The sequence below is a fragment of the Streptomyces sp. NPDC016562 genome, assembly GCF_043076955.1.
GTDB lineage: Bacteria > Actinomycetota > Actinomycetes > Streptomycetales > Streptomycetaceae > Streptomyces.
Map to the genome: position 1 here is coordinate 688,224 of NZ_JBIBRZ010000003.1, position 19,401 is coordinate 707,624.

The following is a 19,401-nucleotide window of genomic DNA, read 5'->3' on the forward strand; positions in this document are numbered from 1 at the left end:
CCGCCGTCCACGCGCGGGTCACGACAAGGCGGCCACCCGGTCCCGGTACGTCCGCACGGCCGACGCGTCCCGGTACGGCTCCAGCCGCCGCTCGAAGTCCCGTACGTACTCCACCGCGCGCACCGACCGCATCTCCATCGCCTGCTGCGCCGCCTCCGCGCCCAGCGCGCACGCCTGGTCCAGCTCGCCCAGCCCCAGCCGGGCCGTGGCCAGCACCACCCGGGAGAACAGCCGGGAGCGGGCGTACGCAGGGGACCGCAGCTGCAAGGACCGCTCCGCGTGCTGCGCCGAGGCCCGGTACTGCTGGAGGTCCCGGTGGCAGTGCCCGAACTCGGCCGCCAGCTGCGCCTCGTCGTAGCAGCGCGCCCAGTGCGGCACGTCGTCCCCCGGCCGGGCCGCGCCCAGGGCCCTCTCGGCGCGCGCCAGCGAGGCGGTGGACGCCCGCACCTCGCCGAGGACCGCGTGCCCGCGCGCCTCCGCCGCGTGCAGCAGCGCCTGCACCACGGGCGGCGGGCCGGAGCCCACGCCCTGCTGGGCGACGCGGGCCAGCTGCACCGCCTCCCGCCCGTGGCCGAGGTAGACGGCCTGACGGCTCATGGTGACCAGGACGTACGAGCCGTAGGGCCGGTCCCCGGCCGCCTGGGCCAGCCGCAGGGCCTGCACGAAGTACCGCTGGGCCAGCCCGTGCGCGGCGATGTCGTACGAGGTCCAGCCCGCGAGCCGGGTCAGATCGGCCGCGGCCGCGAACAGCCGCCGTCCGGTCGTCTCCCCGTAGGTCCCGCGCAGCATCGGCTCGGCCTCGTGCTCCAGGTACCGCACCAGCGCCTGCCGGGCGTGCCCGCCGCCGTAGGTGTGGTCCAGGGTGCGGAACAGCTCGCTGACCGAGCGCAGCGCGGCGATGTCCCCGCTGGTGACCCGCTGGCCGGGGCCCCGGTCGATCTGGCGCTGGCGGGGCACGGTGGCCCGGCCCTGCAGGGGGACCCGGACGGCGGCCTGGTCGGCGCCCCGCCCGACGCGCTCGTCGGCCCGTCCGATCAGCCAGTCCCGGCTGGGCACGACCAGTCCGGCCGGCGTGAAGGCGATCTTCCGCAGCTCGGCGTGGGATCCGGAGTCCTTGCGCCACAGGCCGCTCGCGATGTCGACGGCCTCCTCCGGGGTCGCCGCGAACTCCAGCCCGGCGTACACGGGCGCGCAGGCGTCCAGGCCCAGGTCCTGCGCGGACAGGCGCCGCCCGAGGCGGCGGGTGAAGACCTCGGCGATCAGCGCGGGGGTGGTCCCGCGCGGCTGCTGCCCGCGCAGCCACCGGGTCACGGAGGTCTTGTCGTACCGCAGGTCGAGACCGTGCTCCAGGCCGAGCTGGTCGACGCGCCGGGCGAGCCCGGCGTTGGAGAACCCGGCTTCCGCGATCAGCGCCGCGAGCTGCCGGTTGGGGACGCGCTGGGCAGGTCGTTCCGTCATCGGCTCCACGGTTTCCTGACGTGACGGACCGGAGTCCCGGCCCTGTGAACGGCGTGAATGTAGCGGCGAACTCCCCTCATGCCGCCCTCTCTGCCCCACATTCATCCGATCGTGTGCCGAATGGGTAGGGCGCTTTACGGACCGTCACCCTCAGCCCGCGTACGCTGCGGGCCATGACCCCTCGGCCCCACAGGGCGCACCTCCCCGAGGAGCGAACCGAATCCACCGTTCCGCTGCCGCCGCCCGAGCTGACGGAGGCCGAGTGCCGCCGCTGCGGCACCTACATCGCGGGGCTCGACGGGCGGTACGCGTGCGGGGTGTGCGGCTGGGTGAACGACCACTCCGAGGGGCACCGCAGGCTGCCGCGCGCCGACGAGGACCCCGACCGGCCGCCGAAGGGCCGGCGCCGCCGGCGGCCCCAGCCGGGCTCCTGAAGGGGCCCGCGGGCGCCGCCGTACCCTTGCTCCGTGGGATACGTGCACACAGCAGGTTCAACGAGGAGGCGCTGCGGTGGCTGAGCTTGGGTTTGTCCATCTGGGCTTCGGGCCGGAATCCGTCGAGTACACCCGCGCCTGGGAGGAACAGCGCCGGGTGCACGCGGCCCGCTTCGCGGACGAGATCGAGGACACCTGCCTGCTGCTGGAGCACCTGCCGGTCTACACCGCCGGCCGGCGCACCGACCCCAGCGAGCGCCCGCTCGACGGCACCCCGGTGGTCGACGTGGACCGCGGCGGCAAGATCACCTGGCACGGCCCGGGCCAGCTGGTCGGCTACCCGATCATGAAGCTGCCCCGGCCGGTGGACGTGGTCGCCCACGTCCGCCGCCTGGAGGAAGCGCTGATCCGCACCGCCGCCGAGTTCGGCCTGGAGACCACCCGGGTCGAGGGCCGCAGCGGCGTCTGGGTGCTCGGCGACCCCGTCGAGGAGCGCCCCGCGATCGGCGGGCTCTCGCTCGACCTGGACCCGCGGCTGCACGACGACGAGTTCGACGCCCGCCTGAACGGCCCCGAGTACGCCCCGTCCAACGCCGGGCAGCGCCGCGAGGACCGCAAGCTCGCCGCCATCGGCATCCGCGTGGCCAAGGGCGTCACCATGCACGGCTTCGCGATCAACGTGAACCCGGACAACACGTGGTTCGACCGGATCGTGCCCTGCGGCATCCGGGACGCCGGTGTGACCTCGCTCTCGTACGAACTGGGCCGCGAGATCACCATCGCCGAGGTACTGCCGGTCGTCGAGCGGCACCTGAAGGACGTACTGGAGCACGCGGAGCTGCTGCCCCGGGAGAGGGAGCAGGTCGCGGGCGCCTAGCGCTGCGACGCCCCCGCGCCGCCCTGGTGGACGGCCGGGGGGCGGCCCGGCGGCCGCGCGGGAATGCGGTCGGCCCCTCGCAGGTTGGCCGACGTAAGAGCGTACGAATTTACGGGCGTACCCTGGTGGGCGCCCGAACAATCGAAGTCACAGGGAGCCGGTCGTGTCCGCAGTCGCACCCGACGGACGCAAGATGCTGCGCCTGGAGGTCCGGAATGCCCAGACCCCCATCGAGCGCAAGCCCGAGTGGATCAAGACGCGGGCGAAGATGGGCCCCGAGTACACCAAGATGCAGGCCCTGGTGAAGGGCGAAGGACTGCACACGGTGTGCCAGGAAGCCGGTTGCCCGAACATCTACGAATGCTGGGAGGACCGCGAGGCCACCTTCCTCATCGGTGGCGACCAGTGCACCCGGCGCTGTGACTTCTGCCAGATCGACACGGGCAAGCCCGAGGCGCTGGACCGTGACGAGCCGCGCCGTGTGGGCGAGTCCGTGGTCACGATGGACCTCAACTACGCCACCATCACGGGCGTCGCGCGCGACGACCTGGCCGACGGCGGCGCCTGGCTGTACGCGGAGACCGTGCGCCAGATCCACCAGCAGACGGCGGGCCGCGAGAGCGGCCACACCAAGGTCGAGCTGCTGGCCCCCGACTTCAACGCGGTCCCGGAGCTCCTGGAGGAGGTCTTCGCCTCCCGCCCCGAGGTCTTCGCGCACAACATCGAGACCGTGCCGCGGATCTTCAAGCGGATCCGTCCCGGCTTCCGCTACGAGCGCTCGCTCGACGTGATCCGCCAGGCCCGCGCCTACGGCCTCGTCACGAAGTCGAACCTCATCCTCGGCATGGGCGAGGAGCGCGAGGAGGTCAGCGAGGCGCTGAAGGACCTCCATGAGGCCGGCTGCGAGCTCATCACCATCACCCAGTACCTGCGGCCCTCGCCGCGGCACCACCCCGTCGAGCGCTGGGTGAAGCCGGCCGAGTTCGTGGAGCTGGCGAAGGAGGCCGAGGAAATCGGCTTCTCCGGTGTGATGTCCGGGCCGCTGGTCCGCTCCTCGTACCGCGCCGGCCGTCTCTACACCCAGGCGATGGAGAAGCGCGCCACGTCCGTGTGAGCTCGCGCACAGAATCTTACTGACCGGTAACCCCGCATCGACGCGGCCCCTAGGCTCTTCCAGTGAGGAAGGGCCCGGCGGGCCGCGTCAATCTTCCATCACGTTTGACCGGCCGGTCATGCGCTGGTAACACCAATCAGTGACGCTGGGTCCACGCACCGCACACGGTGCACGCACCTCACGCACCGCCCGCGGGGCTCCGTGAAAGGAAGGGATCGACATCATGCAGGCCGCGCCCGTACGCGCCATCGCCATCCCGTCCGTCTCCGACGCCTTCCGGGGCTTCGAGTCCCTGCTGATGAGCGGCGCCCGCCGCAATGCCTGGGCGGCTGTGCTCGAAGACCGCCGCAGGGCCAAGGACCGGGTCGAAACCGAACACGTACTTGAGGCCGCGGCGACCCGGACCCCGCAGGCCACGTAAACTTCGCTCTATGGCGAGGAAGTCAAACGCAGAGACTGCTGCGAACCCCGGGCGACTGAAGCAGATCGCCCTGACGTACAAGATGACGCGCAAGGCCGACCCGAAGGTCGGTCTGATCGTCGCGGGCGTGGGAATCGTCACCTTCGGTGTCTTTCTTGCGATCGGCTTCCTGATCGAGCACCCGGTCTACCTGGGCATCCTGGGATTCCTGGTGGCGTTCCTCGCGATGGCGATCGTCTTCGGACGACGGGCCGAGCGGGCTGCCTTCGGGCAGATGGAGGGACAGCCGGGTGCGGCCGCGGCCGTACTGGACAACGTGGGGCGGGGCTGGACGACCACCCCCGCCGTCGCGATGACCCGCCAGCAGGACATCGTCCACCGGGCCGTCGGCAAGGCCGGTGTCGTGCTGATCGCCGAGGGCAACCCCAATCGGGTGAAGCCGCTGCTCGCGAACGAGAAGAAGAAGCTGGCCCGGATCATGCCGGACGTGCCGGTGCACGACTTCATCGTGGGCACGGGCGAGGGCGAGGTGCCGCTCAAGAAGGTGCGCACCACCCTGCTGAAGCTCCCGCGCGTGCTGGCCGGCCCGCAGATCACCCAGGTCAACGACAAGCTGCGTGCCATGGGTGACCTCATGAGCAACATGCCGCTGCCGAAGGGCCCGATGCCCAAGGGCATGAAGATGCCGCGCGGCGGAAAGATGCGCTGACGGTGCGCTGAGCCGTCCACCTGATTTTCGTATACGACGTACACGTACGACACAGGGCGCCCCCCGAGCCGGCCGGCTCGGGGGGCGCCCTGTGTCGTACGTGTCGTACGTCCTCAGATCCGTACCTGGACGGCGCGCGCCAGCCGGTCGTGCAGACCACGGCCGTCCCGGTCCCAGATCAGCGCCGGGACGACCAGGGCCAGCAGCAGCGTCCGTACGACCACCCGGCCGACGCCGAGGCGGCCGCCGGTCTCCGAAATGACCCGGAGGCCCACGATCCGCTTGCCGGGGGTGAAGCCCACGGTGGCGAGCGTGAGGATGCTCAGGGCGATGAAGAGCCCGAGGGTCCAGTTGCCCGCCGCGGCCACGTTCCCGCCGGTGATCAGCCCGTACGCGATGAGCTGGCAGCCGAACCAGTCGATGGCGACGCCGCCGAGCCGGCGCCCGAAGCGCGCGATCGAGCCGGGCCCCTGCTGTGGCAGACCGAGCCGCTGGCCCGGATAGCCGAAGTCGACGCCCATGTCCTCGGCGGCCGCGCGGGGGCCGGAGAGCCAGGATCCGATTGCCTGTCTGTTGTCCACCCGACCACGGTACCGGTGGCGCTCCACGCGGCTCCGTCGGGACCCTGGTTAACTTGTGCGAAACAAATGGGTCATGCTTGGGAAATCCCGTCTGCTTATGGTCGGGTCAGCGTGCGGCACCGCACTGACGCACCACGAGCTATAAAGCCCGTCCCTACCCCGGGGCCGGGAGTAGGAGGAGTTGGATGTTCCAGAACGCCGACGAAGTGAAGCAGTACATCGAGGAGAACGACGTCAAGTTCGTTGACGTCCGCTTCTGTGACCTGCCTGGTGTGATGCAGCACTTCACCATCCCGGCTCGGGCATTCGACCCGGCGGAGGAGCTCGCCTTCGACGGTTCGTCGATCCGCGGCTTCCAGGCCATCCACGAGTCCGACATGGCTCTGCGTGCCGACATCACCACCGCGCGTCTCGACCCGTTCCGCAAGGACAAGACGCTCAACATCAACTTCTTCATCCACGACCCGATCACGGGCGAGGCCTACAGCCGTGACCCGCGCAACATCGCGAAGAAGGCCGAGGCGTACCTCGCCTCGACCGGCATCGCCGACACCGCGTTCTTCGGCCCCGAGGCCGAGTTCTACGTGTTCGACAGCGTGCGCTTCGCGACCTCCGCGAACGAGGGCTTCTACCACATCGACTCCGAGGCCGGCGCCTGGAACACCGGCTCCGAGGAGAACAACCGTGGGTACAAGGTCCGCTACAAGGGTGGTTACTTCCCCGTAGCCCCGGTCGACCACTTCGCCGACCTGCGCGCCGAGATCTCCCTCGAACTGGACGCCCAGGGCCTCCAGGTCGAGCGTCAGCACCACGAGGTCGGCACCGGTGGCCAGGCCGAGATCAACTACAAGTTCAACACGCTGCTGGCCGCGGCCGACGACCTGATGCTCTTCAAGTACGTCGTGAAGAACGTCGCCTGGCGCAACGGCAAGACCGCGACCTTCATGCCGAAGCCGATCTTCGGCGACAACGGCTCGGGCATGCACGTCCACCAGTCCCTGTGGGCCGGCGGCGAGCCCCTCTTCTACGACGAGGCCGGCTACGCGGGCCTGTCGGACACCGCTCGCTACTACATCGGCGGCATCCTCAAGCACGCCCCGTCGCTGCTCGCCTTCACCAACCCGACGGTGAACTCGTACCACCGCCTGGTGCCGGGCTTCGAGGCGCCGGTCAACATGGTGTACTCGCAGCGCAACCGCTCCGCCGCCATGCGCATCCCGATCACGGGCTCGAACCCGAAGGCCAAGCGCGTCGAGTTCCGCGCGCCGGACCCGTCCTCGAACCCGTACCTCGCCTTCTCGGCGCTGCTCCTCGCGGGCCTCGACGGCATCAAGAACAAGATCGAGCCGATGGAGCCGATCGACAAGGACCTCTACGAGCTCTCGCCCGACGAGCACGCGAGCGTCCCGCAGGTCCCGACCAGCCTCGAGGACGTCCTCAAGGCCCTGGAGGCGGACCACGAGTACCTCCTGGCCGGCGGTGTCTTCACCCCGGACCTGATCGAGACCTGGATCGACTACAAGCGCACGCACGAGATCGCCCCGATCGCGCAGCGCCCGCACCCCCACGAGTTCGAGCTCTACTTCGACCTCTAAAAACGCCTGACGGAAAGGCCCCCGCCGCACTCCACGGAGAGCGGCGGGGGCCTTTCCGCGTTGACAGGTCGGCGGGGGCGAGTGACGGTGGAAGTGACCCTAAAGGCCAGATAAGCGAGACATGTTCGGAGGTGCATGGATATGCGCCGCAGGATCGTTGCCGCAGTACTTGCCGGAGCCGCCGGGGCCGCCCTGGCAGTGGTGCCGGCCACCACGGCCTCCGCGTCGGTCTCCGGGGGTGGGGGATCGTGGAGGTGCTCCGAGGAGCGGTGGAACGACTGGCGCCGCTGGGACGAGTGCTGCAACCGCGACTGGCGGGACCGCCCCAGTTGGTGCTGGGACGACGACGGAGTCGGCGGGAACGGGGGCAACGGCCACCACCACGACTGGGGCAACTGGAACTGGAACGACTCCAACTGGCGTGACGCGGACTGGAACGACGGCCGAGGCGGGAACGGCGACTGGGGCAACGGCCACTGGGACAACGGCGGTCGCGGTGGCGACGGTGACTGGGGCTGGCGGCACTAGCGCCCCGGTAGTGCATCAGGGATGAGTCCCGGCCGGCATGCCGTTCACGCGCCGCCACCCGTTCTGTGCGGGTGGCGGCGCGCGCCGTTCCCCGGCGGTGCGGGCCGGCTTCAGCGGAGCAGCGGGATCGCGCCCGTGAGGTCGCGCAGGCAGCGGACCGCGAGTTCCGCGGGGGAGCCGGGGCCCGAGACCGGGGCGTCCGTGGCCGACCACAGTTCCAGGGAGATCCGGATCGCGTCCGTGGCCGCCGCGGCCAGCAGGCGGACCTCCAGGGGGTCGGCGTCCTCGCCCGCCAGCCGGGCGATCACCGGGACCAGCTGCTCCTCCGAGTCCTGGTTCACGCGGTACCAGACCGCGCGCAGGGCCTGGTCGTCCGCGGCGGCGCGCAGCAGGCCGCGGGTCACCTCCAGGCCCTCCTCCACCGCCTGCCGGCCGCTCAGTGACCGCACGACCGCGCGTTCCAGCGCCTCGGCGAGCGGAGTGCCGGGGTCCTCCTCCGCCAGCAGCGCGCGCCAGGCGTCGCCGCCGCCCGCGAGCAGCGGGGCCACGGCCTCCTGCTTGTTGCGGAAGTAGCGGTAGAAGGTGCGCAGCGCCACCCCCGCCCGGTGGGCGATGGCCTCGGCCGTGGTGGCGTCGGGGCCCTGCTCGGCGAACAGTTCGCAGGCCGCGCGGGCGATGTCGAGCTGGGTGGCGGCCTTGCGGCGCTCGGTCAGCGACGGGGCTCCGGGGCCGGGCTGGGCGGCGTACGGGCGGGAGGACCGGGGGGATCTCACGGAGTGAAGCGTACCGTCCGCAGGGCGCAGGGCTGGCGTGTGGTGCCACCATGGCAAAACGTGCCACAAAGGCGTACGCTCACGCCCCATGAACCGTTACGAAGGACGTCGCGTCCTCATCACCGGCGGCGGCTCCGGCATCGGCCGGGCCACCGTCCACCGCATCCTCGCCGAGGGCGGCCGCGTGCACGCCGTGGACGTCAGCGAGGCCGGTCTCCAGACCACCGCGGACCAGGCCGCCGCCGCGGCCCACGCGGAGCGGCTCACCACCGCGCTCCTGGACATATCCGACGAGAGCGCCGTCCGGGAGGGCGTGGCCGCGGCCGTCGCCGCGCTCGGCGGGATCGACGTACTCGTCAACGCCGCGGGCATCCTGCGCTCCGCCCATACGCACCGGACCACGCTGGACCTCTGGAACACGGTCATCGGGGTCAACCTGACCGGCACGTTCCTGATGATCCGCGAGTCGCTGCCGGCCCTGCTGGAGGGCGACCAGCCGGTCGTCGTCAACTTCAGCTCGACCTCGGCGTCCTTCGCGCACCCCTACATGTCCGCCTACGCGGCCAGCAAGGGCGGCATTCAGTCCATGACCCACGCGCTGGCCGCCGAATACAGCAAGCAGGGCCTGCGCTTCGTTGCCGTCGCGCCCGGCTCCATCGAGAGCGGCATGACCACCGGCAACGGCCCCGGCCTGCCCGAGGACACCGACTGGTCCCTCTTCGCCAAGCTGGCCCCCGCGCTCGGGCAGGGCTTCGCCGGCCCCGAGACCGTGGCCGGCGTCGTCGCGATGCTCGGCTGCGAGGACGGCGCCTTCATCACCGGCACGGAGATCCGCATCGACGGCGGCACGCACTACTGATCAGACGATCGCCTGATCAGGCGCGAAATCGTTCCCAGAGCCGGGGGAAGCGTTCCGCCAGCACGGCTTCGTTCTCGAAGTCCAGCGGGGCGCCCTCCGGCTCCTCCGGCTGGAGCGGAATTCCGAGGTCCGGCGCCACCGCCCCGGTCAGCTGCTCGTACGCCTCGTCGGCCGCGTACCCCAGCTCCTCGCCGTCCCCGTCGACCTCCTCGTCGAACTCGTCCAGCAGCTCGGCCAGCTGGTCGGGATCGTGCACCGCTCCCTCGAAGACCTCCCGCCCCTGGCCGATCAGCCAGCACCGGAAGTAGTCGAAGGCGTCGTCGCTCGCCCCGTCGAGCAGCACCCAGGCGGCGCCCCACAGGTCCCAGGTGTACGCGCGGTTGTACCGCGACTCGAAGTGCCGGGCGAAGTCCAGGACGGAGTCCGGATCGAGCTGCGCGAGCCGCTCCACGAGCAGCTCGGCGTGTTCCTCGGGGTCGCCCTCGGCGGCCTCGCGGGTACGGTCGACGATCTCCCAGAACTCCGTCTCGTCCATCACCGCTCCAGCATCACGGGTCGGCCCCCGCACCGCCACCGCGCATACGGCGAAAGGCCGGTGCCCGACCCCCCACAGGGTGGACACCGGCCTTTCGGACGCGGTCACGCGGTCACGCGGTCACCCGCGGCGCCGCGGGTGTGCCGGGTCGCGCGGCTCAGAGGCCGTAGCGCTCCCGGGCCTCCTTGACGGAGGACGCCGGCACCTCGCCGCGGCGGGCGAGCTGGGCCAGCGCGGCCACCACGATCGACTGGGCGTCGACGCCGAAGTGGCGGCGGGCGCCCTCGCGGGTGTCGGACAGACCGAAGCCGTCCGTGCCCAGCGAGGTGTAGTCCTGCTCCACCCACTGGCTGATCTGGTCCGGGACCTGCCGCATCCAGTCGGACACCGCGAGGACGGGGCCGGGGGCGCCCTCCAGCGCGCGGGTCACGTACGGGGTGCGCAGCTCGCCGCGCAGCAGCGCCTCGTCGCACTCCAGCGCGTCACGGCGCAGCTCGCCCCAGGAGGTGGCGGACCAGACGTCGGCGGCCACGTTCCAGTCGGCGGCGAGCAGCTTCTGCGCGTCCAGCACCCAGTGGATCGCCGTACCCGAGGCCATCAGCTGGATCTTCGGGGCGTCGGCGGCCGGGGCCGCCTCCGCCGGGTCGGCGGCCGTGTTGAAGCGGTAGAGGCCCTTGACGATGCCTTCCTCGACGCCCTCGGGCATCGCGGGCTGCACCTTCGGCTCGTTGTAGACCGTCAGGTAGTAGAAGACGTCTTCCGGCTTCTCGCCGTACATCCGGCGCAGACCGTCCTTGACGATCACCGCGATCTCGTACGCGAAGGCCGGGTCGTAGTTGAGCGACGCCGGGTTCGTGGACGCGATCAGGTGCGAGTGGCCGTCCGCGTGCTGCAGGCCCTCACCGGTCAGCGTGGTGCGGCCGGCGGTGGCGCCGACGATGAAGCCCTTGCCGAGCTGGTCGGCGAGCTGCCACATCTGGTCGGCGGTGCGCTGCCAGCCGAACATCGAGTAGAAGATGTAGAAGGGGATCATCGGCTCGCCGTGCGTCGCGTACGACGTGCAGGCGGCGATGAAGTCGGCCATGGCGCCGGCCTCGGTGATCCCCTCGTTGAGGATCTGGCCGTCCTTGGCCTCCTTGTAGTACATGAGCTGGTCGCGGTCGACCGGCTCGTACGTCTGACCCAGCGGCGAGTAGATGCCGGCCGACGGGAAGAGGGACTCCATGCCGAAGGTACGGGCCTCGTCGGGGACGATCGGCACCCAGCGCTTGCCGGTCTCCTTGTCCCGCATCAGGTCCTTGACGAGCCGGACGAAGGCCATGGTGGTGGCCATCTCCTGCTTGCCGGAGCCCTTGAGCAGCGGGGCGAAGGACCGGTCCGCCGGGGCGGGCAGGGCCACGTGCTTGACCTTGCGGGCCGGGGCCGGGCCGCCGAGCGCCGCGCGGCGCTCGTTCAGGTACCGGACCTCGGGGCTGTTCGCGCCCGGGTGACCGTACGGGACCACGCCGTCGGCGAAGGCGCTGTCCGGGATCGGCAGGCCGAGGAGGTCCCGCATGTCCTTGAACTCGTCGATCGTCAGCTTCTTCATCTGGTGGTTCGCGTTCTTCGACTCGAACCCGGCGCCCAGCGTGTAGCCCTTGACGGTCTGCGCGAGGATCACCGTCGGCGCGCCCTTGTGCTCCAGGGCGGCCTTGTACGCGGCGTAGACCTTGCGGGGCTCGTGGCCGCCGCGGGAGCTGTGGAAGCACTCGGCGATCTTCGCGTCGGAGAGCACGCCGGCCAGCTGTACGAGCTCGGCGTTGGCGCCGAAGAAGTGCTGGCGGATGTAGGCCACGTCGCGGGTCGCGTACGTCTGGAACTGCGCGTCCGGTACCTCGCGCAGGCGGCGCACCAGCGCGCCGGTGGTGTCGAGCTGGAACAGCTCGTCCCAGGCGGAGCCCCACAGCGACTTGATGACGTTCCAGCCGGCGCCGCGGAACTGGGCCTCCAGCTCCTGGACCACGCGGAAGTTGGCGCGGACCGGACCGTCGAGGCGCTGCAGGTTGCAGTTGATGACGAAGGTCAGGTTGTCGAGCTGCTCGCGGGAGGCCAGGGCCAGGGCGGCGGTCGACTCGGGCTCGTCCATCTCGCCGTCGCCCAGGAAGGCCCAGACGTGCGAGTTCGCGGTGTCCTTGATGCTGCGGTTCTGCAGGTAGCGGTTGAAGCGCGCCTGGTAGATCGCGGACAGCGGGCCGAGGCCCATGGAGACCGTGGGGAACTCCCACAGCCACGGCAGGCGCCGCGGGTGCGGGTAGGACGGCAGGCCGTTGCCGCCGGACTCCTGGCGGAAGTTGTCGAGCTGCTGCTCGGAGATCCGGCCGTCGAGGAAGGCGCGGGCGTAGATGCCGGGGGAGGCGTGGCCCTGGATGTAGAGCTGGTCGCCCGATCCGTCGGCCTCCTTCCCGCGGAAGAAGTGCTGGAAGCCGGTCTCGTACAGCCACGCGGCGGAGGCGAAGGTGGCGATGTGGCCGCCGACGCCGTACTTGGAGCCGCGGGTCACCATGGCGGCCGCGTTCCAGCGGTTCCATGCGGTGATCCGGGCCTCCATCGCCTCGTCACCGGGGAACTCCGGCTCCGCGGCGGTGGGGATGGTGTTGACGTAGTCCGTCTCCAGCAGCTTGGGCAGGGCGAGGCCGGCGGCCTCGGCGTGCTGGAGCGTGCGGCGGAGCAGGTATTCGGCGCGGCGCGTACCGGCGGCCTTGGCGACGGCGTCGAGGGAGGCCGCCCATTCGGCGGTCTCCTCGGTGTCGCGGTCCGGGAGCTGGTCGAGCTCGCTCGGAAGCTTTGCTACGGGGTCGGACATCGGTGTGCGCCGCCTTCCGGATAAAGGAGAGGTGGTGAAAAAATCCCTGACGGGCAGGACAGGGTCGGTGGACCTGGTTGAGGTCCGCGACGACTGTAAATCCCTGATCGATGATCGATCAAATAAAAGTGACAAAGAAACGTCGATACGGCAAAAGTCGGCACCGGGTGCCAGTGGAACGGGCACCCGGTGCCGGGCAAAACAGGGCAATAGTGGCGCTCGCGAGCGGTCAGGCGCGTGGAGCGCACCCCAGTACGTGCCGCTTCACCAGCAGCCCGATGTCCGGATCCTGATGGCGGAACGCCTCCACGAGGGCCTCGTGCTCCTCGGCGTAGGACTTCTGCACCGTCCCCAGCCAGCGGATGGACAGCGCCGTGAACACCTCGATGCCCAGGCTCTCCCAGGTGTGCAGCAGCACGCTGTTCCCGGCCGCCCGCACCATCTCCCGGTGGAAGCCCACGGTGTGCCGCACCTGCGCCGTACCGTCCTCGGTGCGGTCCGCCTCCCACAGCGCGGCCACGTGCGGCTCCAGGGCCGAGCAGTCGGCCGCCAGGCGCGGAGCGGCCAGCTCGGCCGCGATCTGCTCCAGGCCGGCCCGTACCGGGTAGATCTCCTCCAGGTCCGCCGCCGAGAGGTTGCGGACGCGCACGCCCTTGTTCGGCGCCGACTCGATCAGCCGCAGCGTCTCCAGCTCGCGCAGGGCCTCCCGTACGGGCGTCTGGCTGACCTCCAGCTCCACCGCGATCCGGCGCTCGACGATCCGCTCGCCGGGCTTCCAGCGCCCGCTGACGATCCCCTCCACGATGTGCTCGCGGATCTGCTCGCGCAGCGAGTGCACGACGGGTGGGGTGATCATCGGGCTTCATCTCCTGTAGGGGCATGCATCGCTTCGATGCGTAGACAATACGGCGGAGTGGACCGGCCCGAAGCGTTCCAGGTCAGGGACGCCGGGTGAGGCTGGTTACAGGAAACGCCGACGACTGCGCTGCTCAGGGCGCTGAAGCCGGCCGCGGGCCCCGGTCGCTGCGCGGTCGGCGCCTCCGGTGGTGCGGCGCCCGCGCCGTGATCGCCGGGGGCCGGCCCGGCGCGGTCGGTGAACTCCCGTCCGTGCACGTGCTGTTCGAGCGTACACAGGCTCACGGCCGCTCCGGAACAGTGACGGCGGGGGCGGGAAGACGACGGCGCCCCCGCCCGGAGGGAAATCCGGGCGGGGGCGCCGTGGTGCGACAGCTGCTGCCGTGCGGTGAGCCTCAGAGGCCGAGCTCGACCTCGAACTCGCCGGCTTCCAGGATCGCCTTGACGGCCGAGAGGTACCGGGCCGCGTCCGCGCCGTCCACCAGGCGGTGGTCGTAGGACAGGGTCAGGTACGTCATGTCGCGGATGCCGATGTTGGTGCCCTCGGCGGTCTCGATGACCACCGGGCGCTTCACCGTGGCACCGATGCCCAGGATGGCGACCTGGTTCGGCGGCACGATGACCGTGTCGAACAGCGCACCGCGCGAGCCGGTGTTGCTGATGGTGAAGGTCGCGCCCGACAGCTCGTCCGGCGTGATCTTGTTGCCGCGGACCTTGGAGGCCAGGTCGGCGGTCGCCTTGGAGATGCCCGCCAGGTTGAGGTCACCGGCACCCTTGATGACCGGGGTCATCAGGCCCTTCTCGGAGTCCACGGCGATGCCGATGTTCTCCGAGTCGAAGTAGGTGATGGTGCCCTCGTCCTCGTTGATCCGGGCGTTGACGACCGCGTGGGCCTTCAGCGCCTGGGCAGCGGCCTTGACGAAGAACGGCATCGGCGAGAGCTTGACGCCCTCACGGGCCAGGAACGCGTCCTTGGCCTTCTCGCGCAGCTTCATGATCTTGGTGATGTCCACCTCGACCACGGAGCTGAGCTGAGCCTGCGAGTGCAGGGCCTTCATCATGTTGTCGCCGATGACCTTGCGCATGCGGGTCATCTTGACCGTCTGACCGCGCAGCTCGGACACCGCGGCGGCCGGAGCCTTGGCGGCGGCCGGGGCGGCGGCGGGAGCCGGGGCGGCAGCGGCGGCCTTGGCGGCCTCGGCGGCGGCCAGGACGTCCTGCTTGCGGATACGGCCACCGACACCGGTGCCCGACACCTGCGACAGGTTGACGCCGGACTCCGAGGCGAGCTTGCGCACCAGCGGGGTCACGTACGCGCCCTCGTCACCGGCGGAAACCGGGGCGGCGGGAGCGGCAGGGGCGACCGGAGCCGGAGCGGCGGGCGCGGCCGGAGCCGGAGCGGCCACCGGAGCCGGAGCGGCCACGGGGGCCGGGGCGGCGGCGGGGGCGGCAGCCGGGGCCGGAGCCGGGGCGGCGGCCGGGGCAGCCGGGGCCGGAGCCGGGGCAGCCGGAGCCGGAGCGGCGGCCGGAGCCGGAGCCTCGGCCGGAGCGGCGGCAGCCGGAGCGGCACCCGCCGCGCCGATGACGGCCAGACGGGCGCCGACCTCGGCGGTCTCGTCCTCGCCGACCACGATCTCCAGCAGCGTGCCGGAGACCGGCGCCGGGATCTCGGTGTCGACCTTGTCGGTGGACACCTCCAGCAGCGGCTCGTCCGCCTCGACGGACTCGCCGACCTGCTTCAGCCAGCGGGTGACGGTGCCCTCGGTGACGGACTCGCCCAGGGCGGGGAGCACGACATCGGTGCCGGACGCGGCGGGGGCAGCGGCGGCGGCGGGCGCCTCGGCGGCCGGGGCGGGGGCCGCGGGGGCCTCCGCGACCGGAGCCGGAGCGGCCGGAGCCTCAGCAGCCGGAGCCTGAGCGGCGGCGGGCTCGGCGGCGGCCGGAGCCGCGGCCTCGGCCGGGGCGCCCGAACCGTCGTCGATGACGGCCAGCTCGGCGCCGACCTCGACGGTCTCGTCCTCGGCGACCTTGATGGAGGCCAGGATGCCGGCGACGGGCGACGGGATCTCGGTGTCGACCTTGTCGGTCGATACCTCGAGCAGCGGCTCGTCGGCCTCGACGCGCTCGCCCTCGGCCTTCAGCCAACGGGTGACAGTGCCCTCAGTGACGCTCTCACCGAGCGCCGGAAGGGTTACGGAAACCGACATGGTTTCTGTTGCTCCTAACGAAAGTGCGGAAGTGGTCGTCGCGCCCGGTGACGATTAGTCGTGTGCGTGAAGCGGCTTGCCGGCGAGCGCCAGGTGGGCCTCGCCCATCGCCTCGTTCTGCGTCGGGTGCGCGTGGATGAGCTGCGCGACCTCGGCCGGCAGGGCTTCCCAGTTGTAGATCAGCTGGGCCTCGCCGACCTGCTCGCCCATCCGGTCACCGACCATGTGGACGCCGACCACGGCACCGTCCTTGACCTGGACGAGCTTGATCTCGCCCGAGGTCTTCAGGATCTTGCTCTTGCCGTTGCCCGCAAGGTTGTACTTCAGCGCCACGACCTTGTCCGCGCCGTAGATCTCCTTGGCCTTGGCCTCGGTGATGCCGACGGAAGCGACCTCGGGGTGGCAGTAGGTGACGCGCGGGACACCGTCGTAGTCGATCGGGACGGCCTTGAGGCCGGCCAGACGCTCCGCGACCAGGATGCCCTCGGCGAAGCCGACGTGCGCGAGCTGGAGGGTCGGGACGAGGTCACCGACGGCCGAGATGGTCGGCACGTTGGTCTGCATGTACTCGTCGACCAGGACGTAGCCGCGGTCCATCGCGACGCCCTGCTCCTCGTAGCCCAGGCCCTGGGAGACCGGACCGCGGCCGACGGCGACCAGCAGCACCTCGGCCTCGAAGGTCTTGCCGTCGGCCAGCGTGACGCGCACGCCGTTCTCGGTGTACTCGGCCTTGTCGAAGAAGGTGCCGAGGTTGAACTTGATGCCGCGCTTGCGGAACGCGCGCTCCAGCAGCTTCGAGCTGTTCTCGTCCTCGACCGGCACGAGGTGCTTGAGGCCCTCGATGACGGTGACATCGGAACCGAAGGACTTCCACGCCGAGGCGAACTCGACGCCGATGACGCCGCCGCCCAGCACGATCGCCGACTCGGGGACGCGGTCCAGGACCAGCGCGTGGTCCGAGGAGATGATGCGGTTGCCGTCGATCTCCAGGCCCGGCAGCGACTTCGGCACGGAGCCGGTCGCCAGCAGGACGTGGCGGCCCTGGATGCGCTGGCCGTTCACGTCGACGGAGGTCGGCGAGGAAAGGCGGCCCTCACCCTCGATGTAGGTCACCTTGCGGGAGGCCACCAGACCCTGCAGGCCCTTGTACAGGCCCGCGATGATGTCGTCCTTGTACTTGTGGACACCCGCGATGTCGATGCCCTCGAAGGTGGTCTTCACACCGAACTGGGCGCCTTCGCGCGCCTGGTCCGCGATCTCGCCCGCGTGCAGCAGTGCCTTCGTGGGGATGCAGCCGTTGTGCAGGCAGGTGCCGCCGAGCTTGTTCTTCTCGATCAGGGCAACGTCCAGACCCAGCTGGGATGCGCGCAGCGCTGCGGCGTAACCGCCACTGCCACCGCCGAGGATCACTAGGTCGAAAACGGTGCTGGCGTCGTTCGCCACGTCACGTCCTCCATGCATGTGCGCCGGGCACCGGTCCTCTGTGACCGGGCGGCGGCTGGTATACGGCCGCTTGTTTCTTCGGCCCTGTGGTGGGGGCCCTGTCCTGCCGAGAACCCATCTTCGCATTTGTCGGGGGAACGCGGGACGCCGGGCCCGGCATGTGGAAGGTCGTTCTGTCCGAGGTGAGGGTTACCGCTGCGTAGAAACCTACGTATTCCTTGAAGTTTCGTTGTGAGCTGAACACACCCCGGGCCCTGACCGCCATGCGATCAGGGCCCGGGGTGCTACGTGTCACACGCGGAGCGTCAGCCCAGGTCGCCCGTGGCCGTGCGCTCGGCCAGCCGCACCAGGGTGCGCACGGCCGAGCCGGTGCCGCCCTTGGGGGTGTAGCCGTACGGGGCGCTCTCGTGGAAGGCCGGACCGGCGATGTCGAGGTGGGCCCAGGTGATGCCCTCGCCGACGAACTCCTGGAGGAAGAGGCCGGCCGCCAGGCCGCCGCCCATGCGCTCGCCCATGTTGGCGATGTCGGCGGTGGGGGAGTCCATGGCCTTGCGCAGGTCCGCGGGGAGCGGCATCGGCCACGAGGCCTCGCCGACCTCCTCGGCGATCTCGTGGATCGACGTGCGGAAGGCGTCGTCGTTGGACATGACGGCGAACATCCGGTTGCCCAGGGCCAGCACCATGGCGCCGGTCAGGGTGGCGACGTCGACGATCGCGTCCGGGTTCTCCTCGGAGGCCCGGGTCAGCGCGTCGCCCAGGACCAGGCGGCCCTCGGCGTCGGTGTTGAGGACCTCGACGGTCTTGCCGCTGTACATGCGCAGGACGTCGCCCGGCTTGGTGGCGGAGCCCGACGGCATGTTCTCGGCGAGCGCGAGCCAGCCGGTGACGTTGACCTGGAGGCCGAGCTTCGCGGCGGCGACGACGGCGGCGAAGACGGCGGCGGCGCCGGCCATGTCGCACTTCATCGTCTCGTTGTGGCCGGCCGGCTTCAGGGAGATGCCGCCGGAGTCGTAGGTGATGCCCTTGCCGACGAAGGCGAGGGTCTTCTCCGCCTTGGGGTGGGTGTAGGAGAGCTTCACCAGGCGCGGCGGGTTCTCGGACCCCTTGCCGACGCCCATGATGCCGCCGTAGCCGCCCTTGATCAGCGCCTTCTCGTCCAGCACCTGGACCTTGATGCCGTTCTCCTTCGCGGTCGCGGAGGCGACGGCGGCGAAGGCCTCGGGGGTGAGGTCGTTCGGCGGAGTGTTGACCAGGTCACGGGCGATGTTGACCTCGGTCGCGACCACCGTGGCGCGCTCGGCCGCGGCCTTGTGCTCCTTGTCGCGCGGCTTGGCGCCCAGCAGGGCCACCTCGGCGAGCGGCTGCTTGGGGCCGCCGTTCTTGCCGCCGTTCGCGGCCTTCTTCTCGCCGCCCTGGTAGGCGGTGAAGGCGTACGCGCCCAGCAGGGCGCCCTCGGCGACCGCGGTGACGGCGGAGGCGTCGTCCAGGGGGAGGGCGAAGGCGGCCTTCTTGCTGCCGTGCAGCGCGCGGGCGGCGGCGCCGGCGGCGCGGCGCAGCACCTCCTCGTCGAACGACTCGTCCTTCTCGGGGACGGAGCCGAGCCCGACCGCCAGCACGACCGGGACCTTCAGGCCCGCCGGGGCCGGCAGCTTGGTGATCTCGCCTTCGGCGCCCGAGGCACCCATGGCGTCGAGGACGCCGGCGAACTTGCCTTCGTACGCCTCGTCCACGGCCTCGGCGCCCGGCGCGAGAACCGGGCCCTTGGGGCCCTTCGCGACGCCGACGACGAGGGCGTCGGCGCGCAGCGTCGCCGCGCCGGCAGTGCTGAGAGTCAGAGCAGTCACGGTGGTGAAGTCTCGCTTCCGTTTGTATGTGTGGGCCGAGTGGGTGGACGGCCATCCGTAGCGATCGTATTCGGGCCCGACGGCCGCCAGAAATGACCCTACGCGTAGGGCCCCCTCCGCACGGCACTCGAAGGTTTGTCAAGTTGTTCGATCAACAGGTCATCAGGTTCACCCATCTGTGGACTCTGCTCCAGGTTTGCCTCGTAGACCTGACGAGGTCCGAGAGACTCGGTCCACTCTCGCAAGGGGACGCGGGGTTCCTTTGCATGATTTCCACAGAGCCTCCCCGGCCCGGCCCACCGCCAAGGGCCGAGTCGAGGGACGCC

General features: G+C 70.8%; 17 protein-coding genes. 8 read left to right on the forward strand and 9 right to left on the reverse strand.

The window, feature by feature from the left end:
* Window positions 1-18: 18 nt before the first annotated feature.
* Window positions 19-1,458 (reverse strand): regulator, encoded by a 1,440-nt coding sequence (locus tag ACF059_RS18250; RefSeq protein WP_392058006.1) that lies wholly within the window; start codon window positions 1,456-1,458, stop codon window positions 19-21.
* 173 nt (window positions 1,459-1,631) lie between these two features.
* Here ACF059_RS18250 and ACF059_RS18255 point away from each other — a divergent pair, with 173 nt between their 5' ends.
* From ACF059_RS18255 to ACF059_RS18275, 5 genes are all read left to right on the forward strand, one after another.
* A complete protein-coding gene (locus ACF059_RS18255; protein WP_366869026.1) occupies window positions 1,632-1,892 on the forward strand; it encodes a hypothetical protein in 261 nt (86 codons plus the stop codon).
* Window positions 1,893-1,968: 76 nt separating this feature from the next.
* Window positions 1,969-2,769: a lipoyl(octanoyl) transferase LipB gene (gene lipB / locus ACF059_RS18260; RefSeq protein ID WP_360902208.1), complete on the forward strand. Its 801-nt coding sequence runs from the start codon at window positions 1,969-1,971 to the stop codon at window positions 2,767-2,769.
* A gap of 163 nt (window positions 2,770-2,932) precedes the next feature.
* Window positions 2,933-3,883, forward strand: a complete 951-nt coding sequence (gene lipA / locus ACF059_RS18265) for a lipoyl synthase (RefSeq protein WP_366869028.1) — start codon at window positions 2,933-2,935, stop codon at window positions 3,881-3,883.
* A gap of 223 nt (window positions 3,884-4,106) precedes the next feature.
* Window positions 4,107-4,304, forward strand: a complete 198-nt coding sequence (locus ACF059_RS18270; RefSeq protein ID WP_360902214.1) for a hypothetical protein — start codon at window positions 4,107-4,109, stop codon at window positions 4,302-4,304.
* A 10-nt stretch (window positions 4,305-4,314) separates the two neighbouring features.
* Entirely contained in the window at window positions 4,315-5,013 is a 699-nt protein-coding gene (locus ACF059_RS18275; protein WP_360902217.1) for a DUF4191 domain-containing protein, read from the forward strand.
* Between the two features lie 113 nt (window positions 5,014-5,126).
* Here ACF059_RS18275 and ACF059_RS18280 read toward each other — a convergent pair whose 3' ends face one another.
* Window positions 5,127-5,594 (reverse strand): RDD family protein, encoded by a 468-nt coding sequence (locus ACF059_RS18280; RefSeq protein ID WP_392058010.1) that lies wholly within the window; start codon window positions 5,592-5,594, stop codon window positions 5,127-5,129.
* Between the two features lie 185 nt (window positions 5,595-5,779).
* On the opposite strand from ACF059_RS18280, the gene glnA reads away from it, so the two are divergent.
* Both glnA and ACF059_RS18290 read left to right on the forward strand, forming a co-directional pair.
* Window positions 5,780-7,189, forward strand: a complete 1,410-nt coding sequence (gene glnA / locus ACF059_RS18285; RefSeq protein WP_360902445.1) for a type I glutamate--ammonia ligase — start codon at window positions 5,780-5,782, stop codon at window positions 7,187-7,189.
* Between the two features lie 141 nt (window positions 7,190-7,330).
* Window positions 7,331-7,717 carry a hypothetical protein gene (locus tag ACF059_RS18290; RefSeq protein ID WP_392058013.1) on the forward strand — a complete coding sequence of 129 codons (387 nt, stop codon included), beginning with the start codon at window positions 7,331-7,333 and terminating at the stop codon, window positions 7,715-7,717.
* 110 nt (window positions 7,718-7,827) lie between these two features.
* On the opposite strand, the gene ACF059_RS18295 is transcribed toward ACF059_RS18290, so the two are convergent.
* Window positions 7,828-8,490: a TetR family transcriptional regulator gene (locus ACF059_RS18295; protein ID WP_392058016.1), complete on the reverse strand. Its 663-nt coding sequence runs from the start codon at window positions 8,488-8,490 to the stop codon at window positions 7,828-7,830.
* Window positions 8,491-8,578: 88 nt separating this feature from the next.
* Here ACF059_RS18295 and ACF059_RS18300 point away from each other — a divergent pair, with 88 nt between their 5' ends.
* Window positions 8,579-9,349 carry an SDR family NAD(P)-dependent oxidoreductase gene (locus ACF059_RS18300; RefSeq protein ID WP_392058019.1) on the forward strand — a complete coding sequence of 257 codons (771 nt, stop codon included), beginning with the start codon at window positions 8,579-8,581 and terminating at the stop codon, window positions 9,347-9,349.
* A gap of 16 nt (window positions 9,350-9,365) precedes the next feature.
* Here the strand turns inward: ACF059_RS18300 and ACF059_RS18305 are convergent, their stop codons facing one another.
* The 6 genes from ACF059_RS18305 to ACF059_RS18330 form a co-directional block, all read right to left on the reverse strand.
* Window positions 9,366-9,884, reverse strand: coding sequence for a DUF4240 domain-containing protein (locus ACF059_RS18305; protein WP_392058022.1), 519 nt, complete (start codon window positions 9,882-9,884; stop codon window positions 9,366-9,368).
* Between the two features lie 157 nt (window positions 9,885-10,041).
* Window positions 10,042-12,726, reverse strand: coding sequence for a pyruvate dehydrogenase (acetyl-transferring), homodimeric type (gene aceE / locus ACF059_RS18310; protein WP_392058025.1), 2,685 nt, complete (start codon window positions 12,724-12,726; stop codon window positions 10,042-10,044).
* A gap of 229 nt (window positions 12,727-12,955) precedes the next feature.
* Window positions 12,956-13,579 (reverse strand): GntR family transcriptional regulator, encoded by a 624-nt coding sequence (locus ACF059_RS18315; protein ID WP_360902453.1) that lies wholly within the window; start codon window positions 13,577-13,579, stop codon window positions 12,956-12,958.
* Window positions 13,580-13,976: 397 nt separating this feature from the next.
* Window positions 13,977-15,788: a 2-oxoglutarate dehydrogenase, E2 component, dihydrolipoamide succinyltransferase gene (sucB, locus tag ACF059_RS18320; RefSeq protein WP_392058027.1), complete on the reverse strand. Its 1,812-nt coding sequence runs from the start codon at window positions 15,786-15,788 to the stop codon at window positions 13,977-13,979.
* Window positions 15,789-15,842: 54 nt separating this feature from the next.
* Entirely contained in the window at window positions 15,843-17,231 is a 1,389-nt protein-coding gene (lpdA, locus tag ACF059_RS18325; RefSeq protein WP_392058030.1) for a dihydrolipoyl dehydrogenase, read from the reverse strand.
* Window positions 17,232-17,536: 305 nt separating this feature from the next.
* A complete protein-coding gene (locus ACF059_RS18330) occupies window positions 17,537-19,075 on the reverse strand; it encodes a leucyl aminopeptidase (protein WP_392058034.1) in 1,539 nt (512 codons plus the stop codon).
* Window positions 19,076-19,401 lie beyond the last annotated feature (326 nt).

Excerpts from the sequence above, each read along its gene's own strand:
- ACF059_RS18270 (WP_360902214.1), top strand. The coding sequence starts at position 4,107 with ATGCAGGCCGCGCCCGTACGCGCCATCGCCATCCCGTCCGTCTCCGAC.
- glnA (WP_360902445.1), top strand. The coding sequence starts at position 5,780 with ATGTTCCAGAACGCCGACGAAGTGAAGCAGTACATCGAGGAGAACGAC.
- ACF059_RS18290 (WP_392058013.1), top strand. The coding sequence starts at position 7,331 with ATGCGCCGCAGGATCGTTGCCGCAGTACTTGCCGGAGCCGCCGGGGCC.
- ACF059_RS18275 (WP_360902217.1), top strand. The coding sequence starts at position 4,315 with ATGGCGAGGAAGTCAAACGCAGAGACTGCTGCGAACCCCGGGCGACTG.
- ACF059_RS18305 (WP_392058022.1), bottom strand. The coding sequence starts at position 9,884 with ATGGACGAGACGGAGTTCTGGGAGATCGTCGACCGTACCCGCGAGGCC.
- sucB (WP_392058027.1), bottom strand. The coding sequence starts at position 15,788 with ATGTCGGTTTCCGTAACCCTTCCGGCGCTCGGTGAGAGCGTCACTGAG.
- ACF059_RS18255 (WP_366869026.1), top strand. The coding sequence starts at position 1,632 with ATGACCCCTCGGCCCCACAGGGCGCACCTCCCCGAGGAGCGAACCGAA.
- ACF059_RS18250 (WP_392058006.1), bottom strand. The coding sequence starts at position 1,458 with ATGACGGAACGACCTGCCCAGCGCGTCCCCAACCGGCAGCTCGCGGCG.
- aceE (WP_392058025.1), bottom strand. The coding sequence starts at position 12,726 with ATGTCCGACCCCGTAGCAAAGCTTCCGAGCGAGCTCGACCAGCTCCCG.
- ACF059_RS18300 (WP_392058019.1), top strand. The coding sequence starts at position 8,579 with ATGAACCGTTACGAAGGACGTCGCGTCCTCATCACCGGCGGCGGCTCC.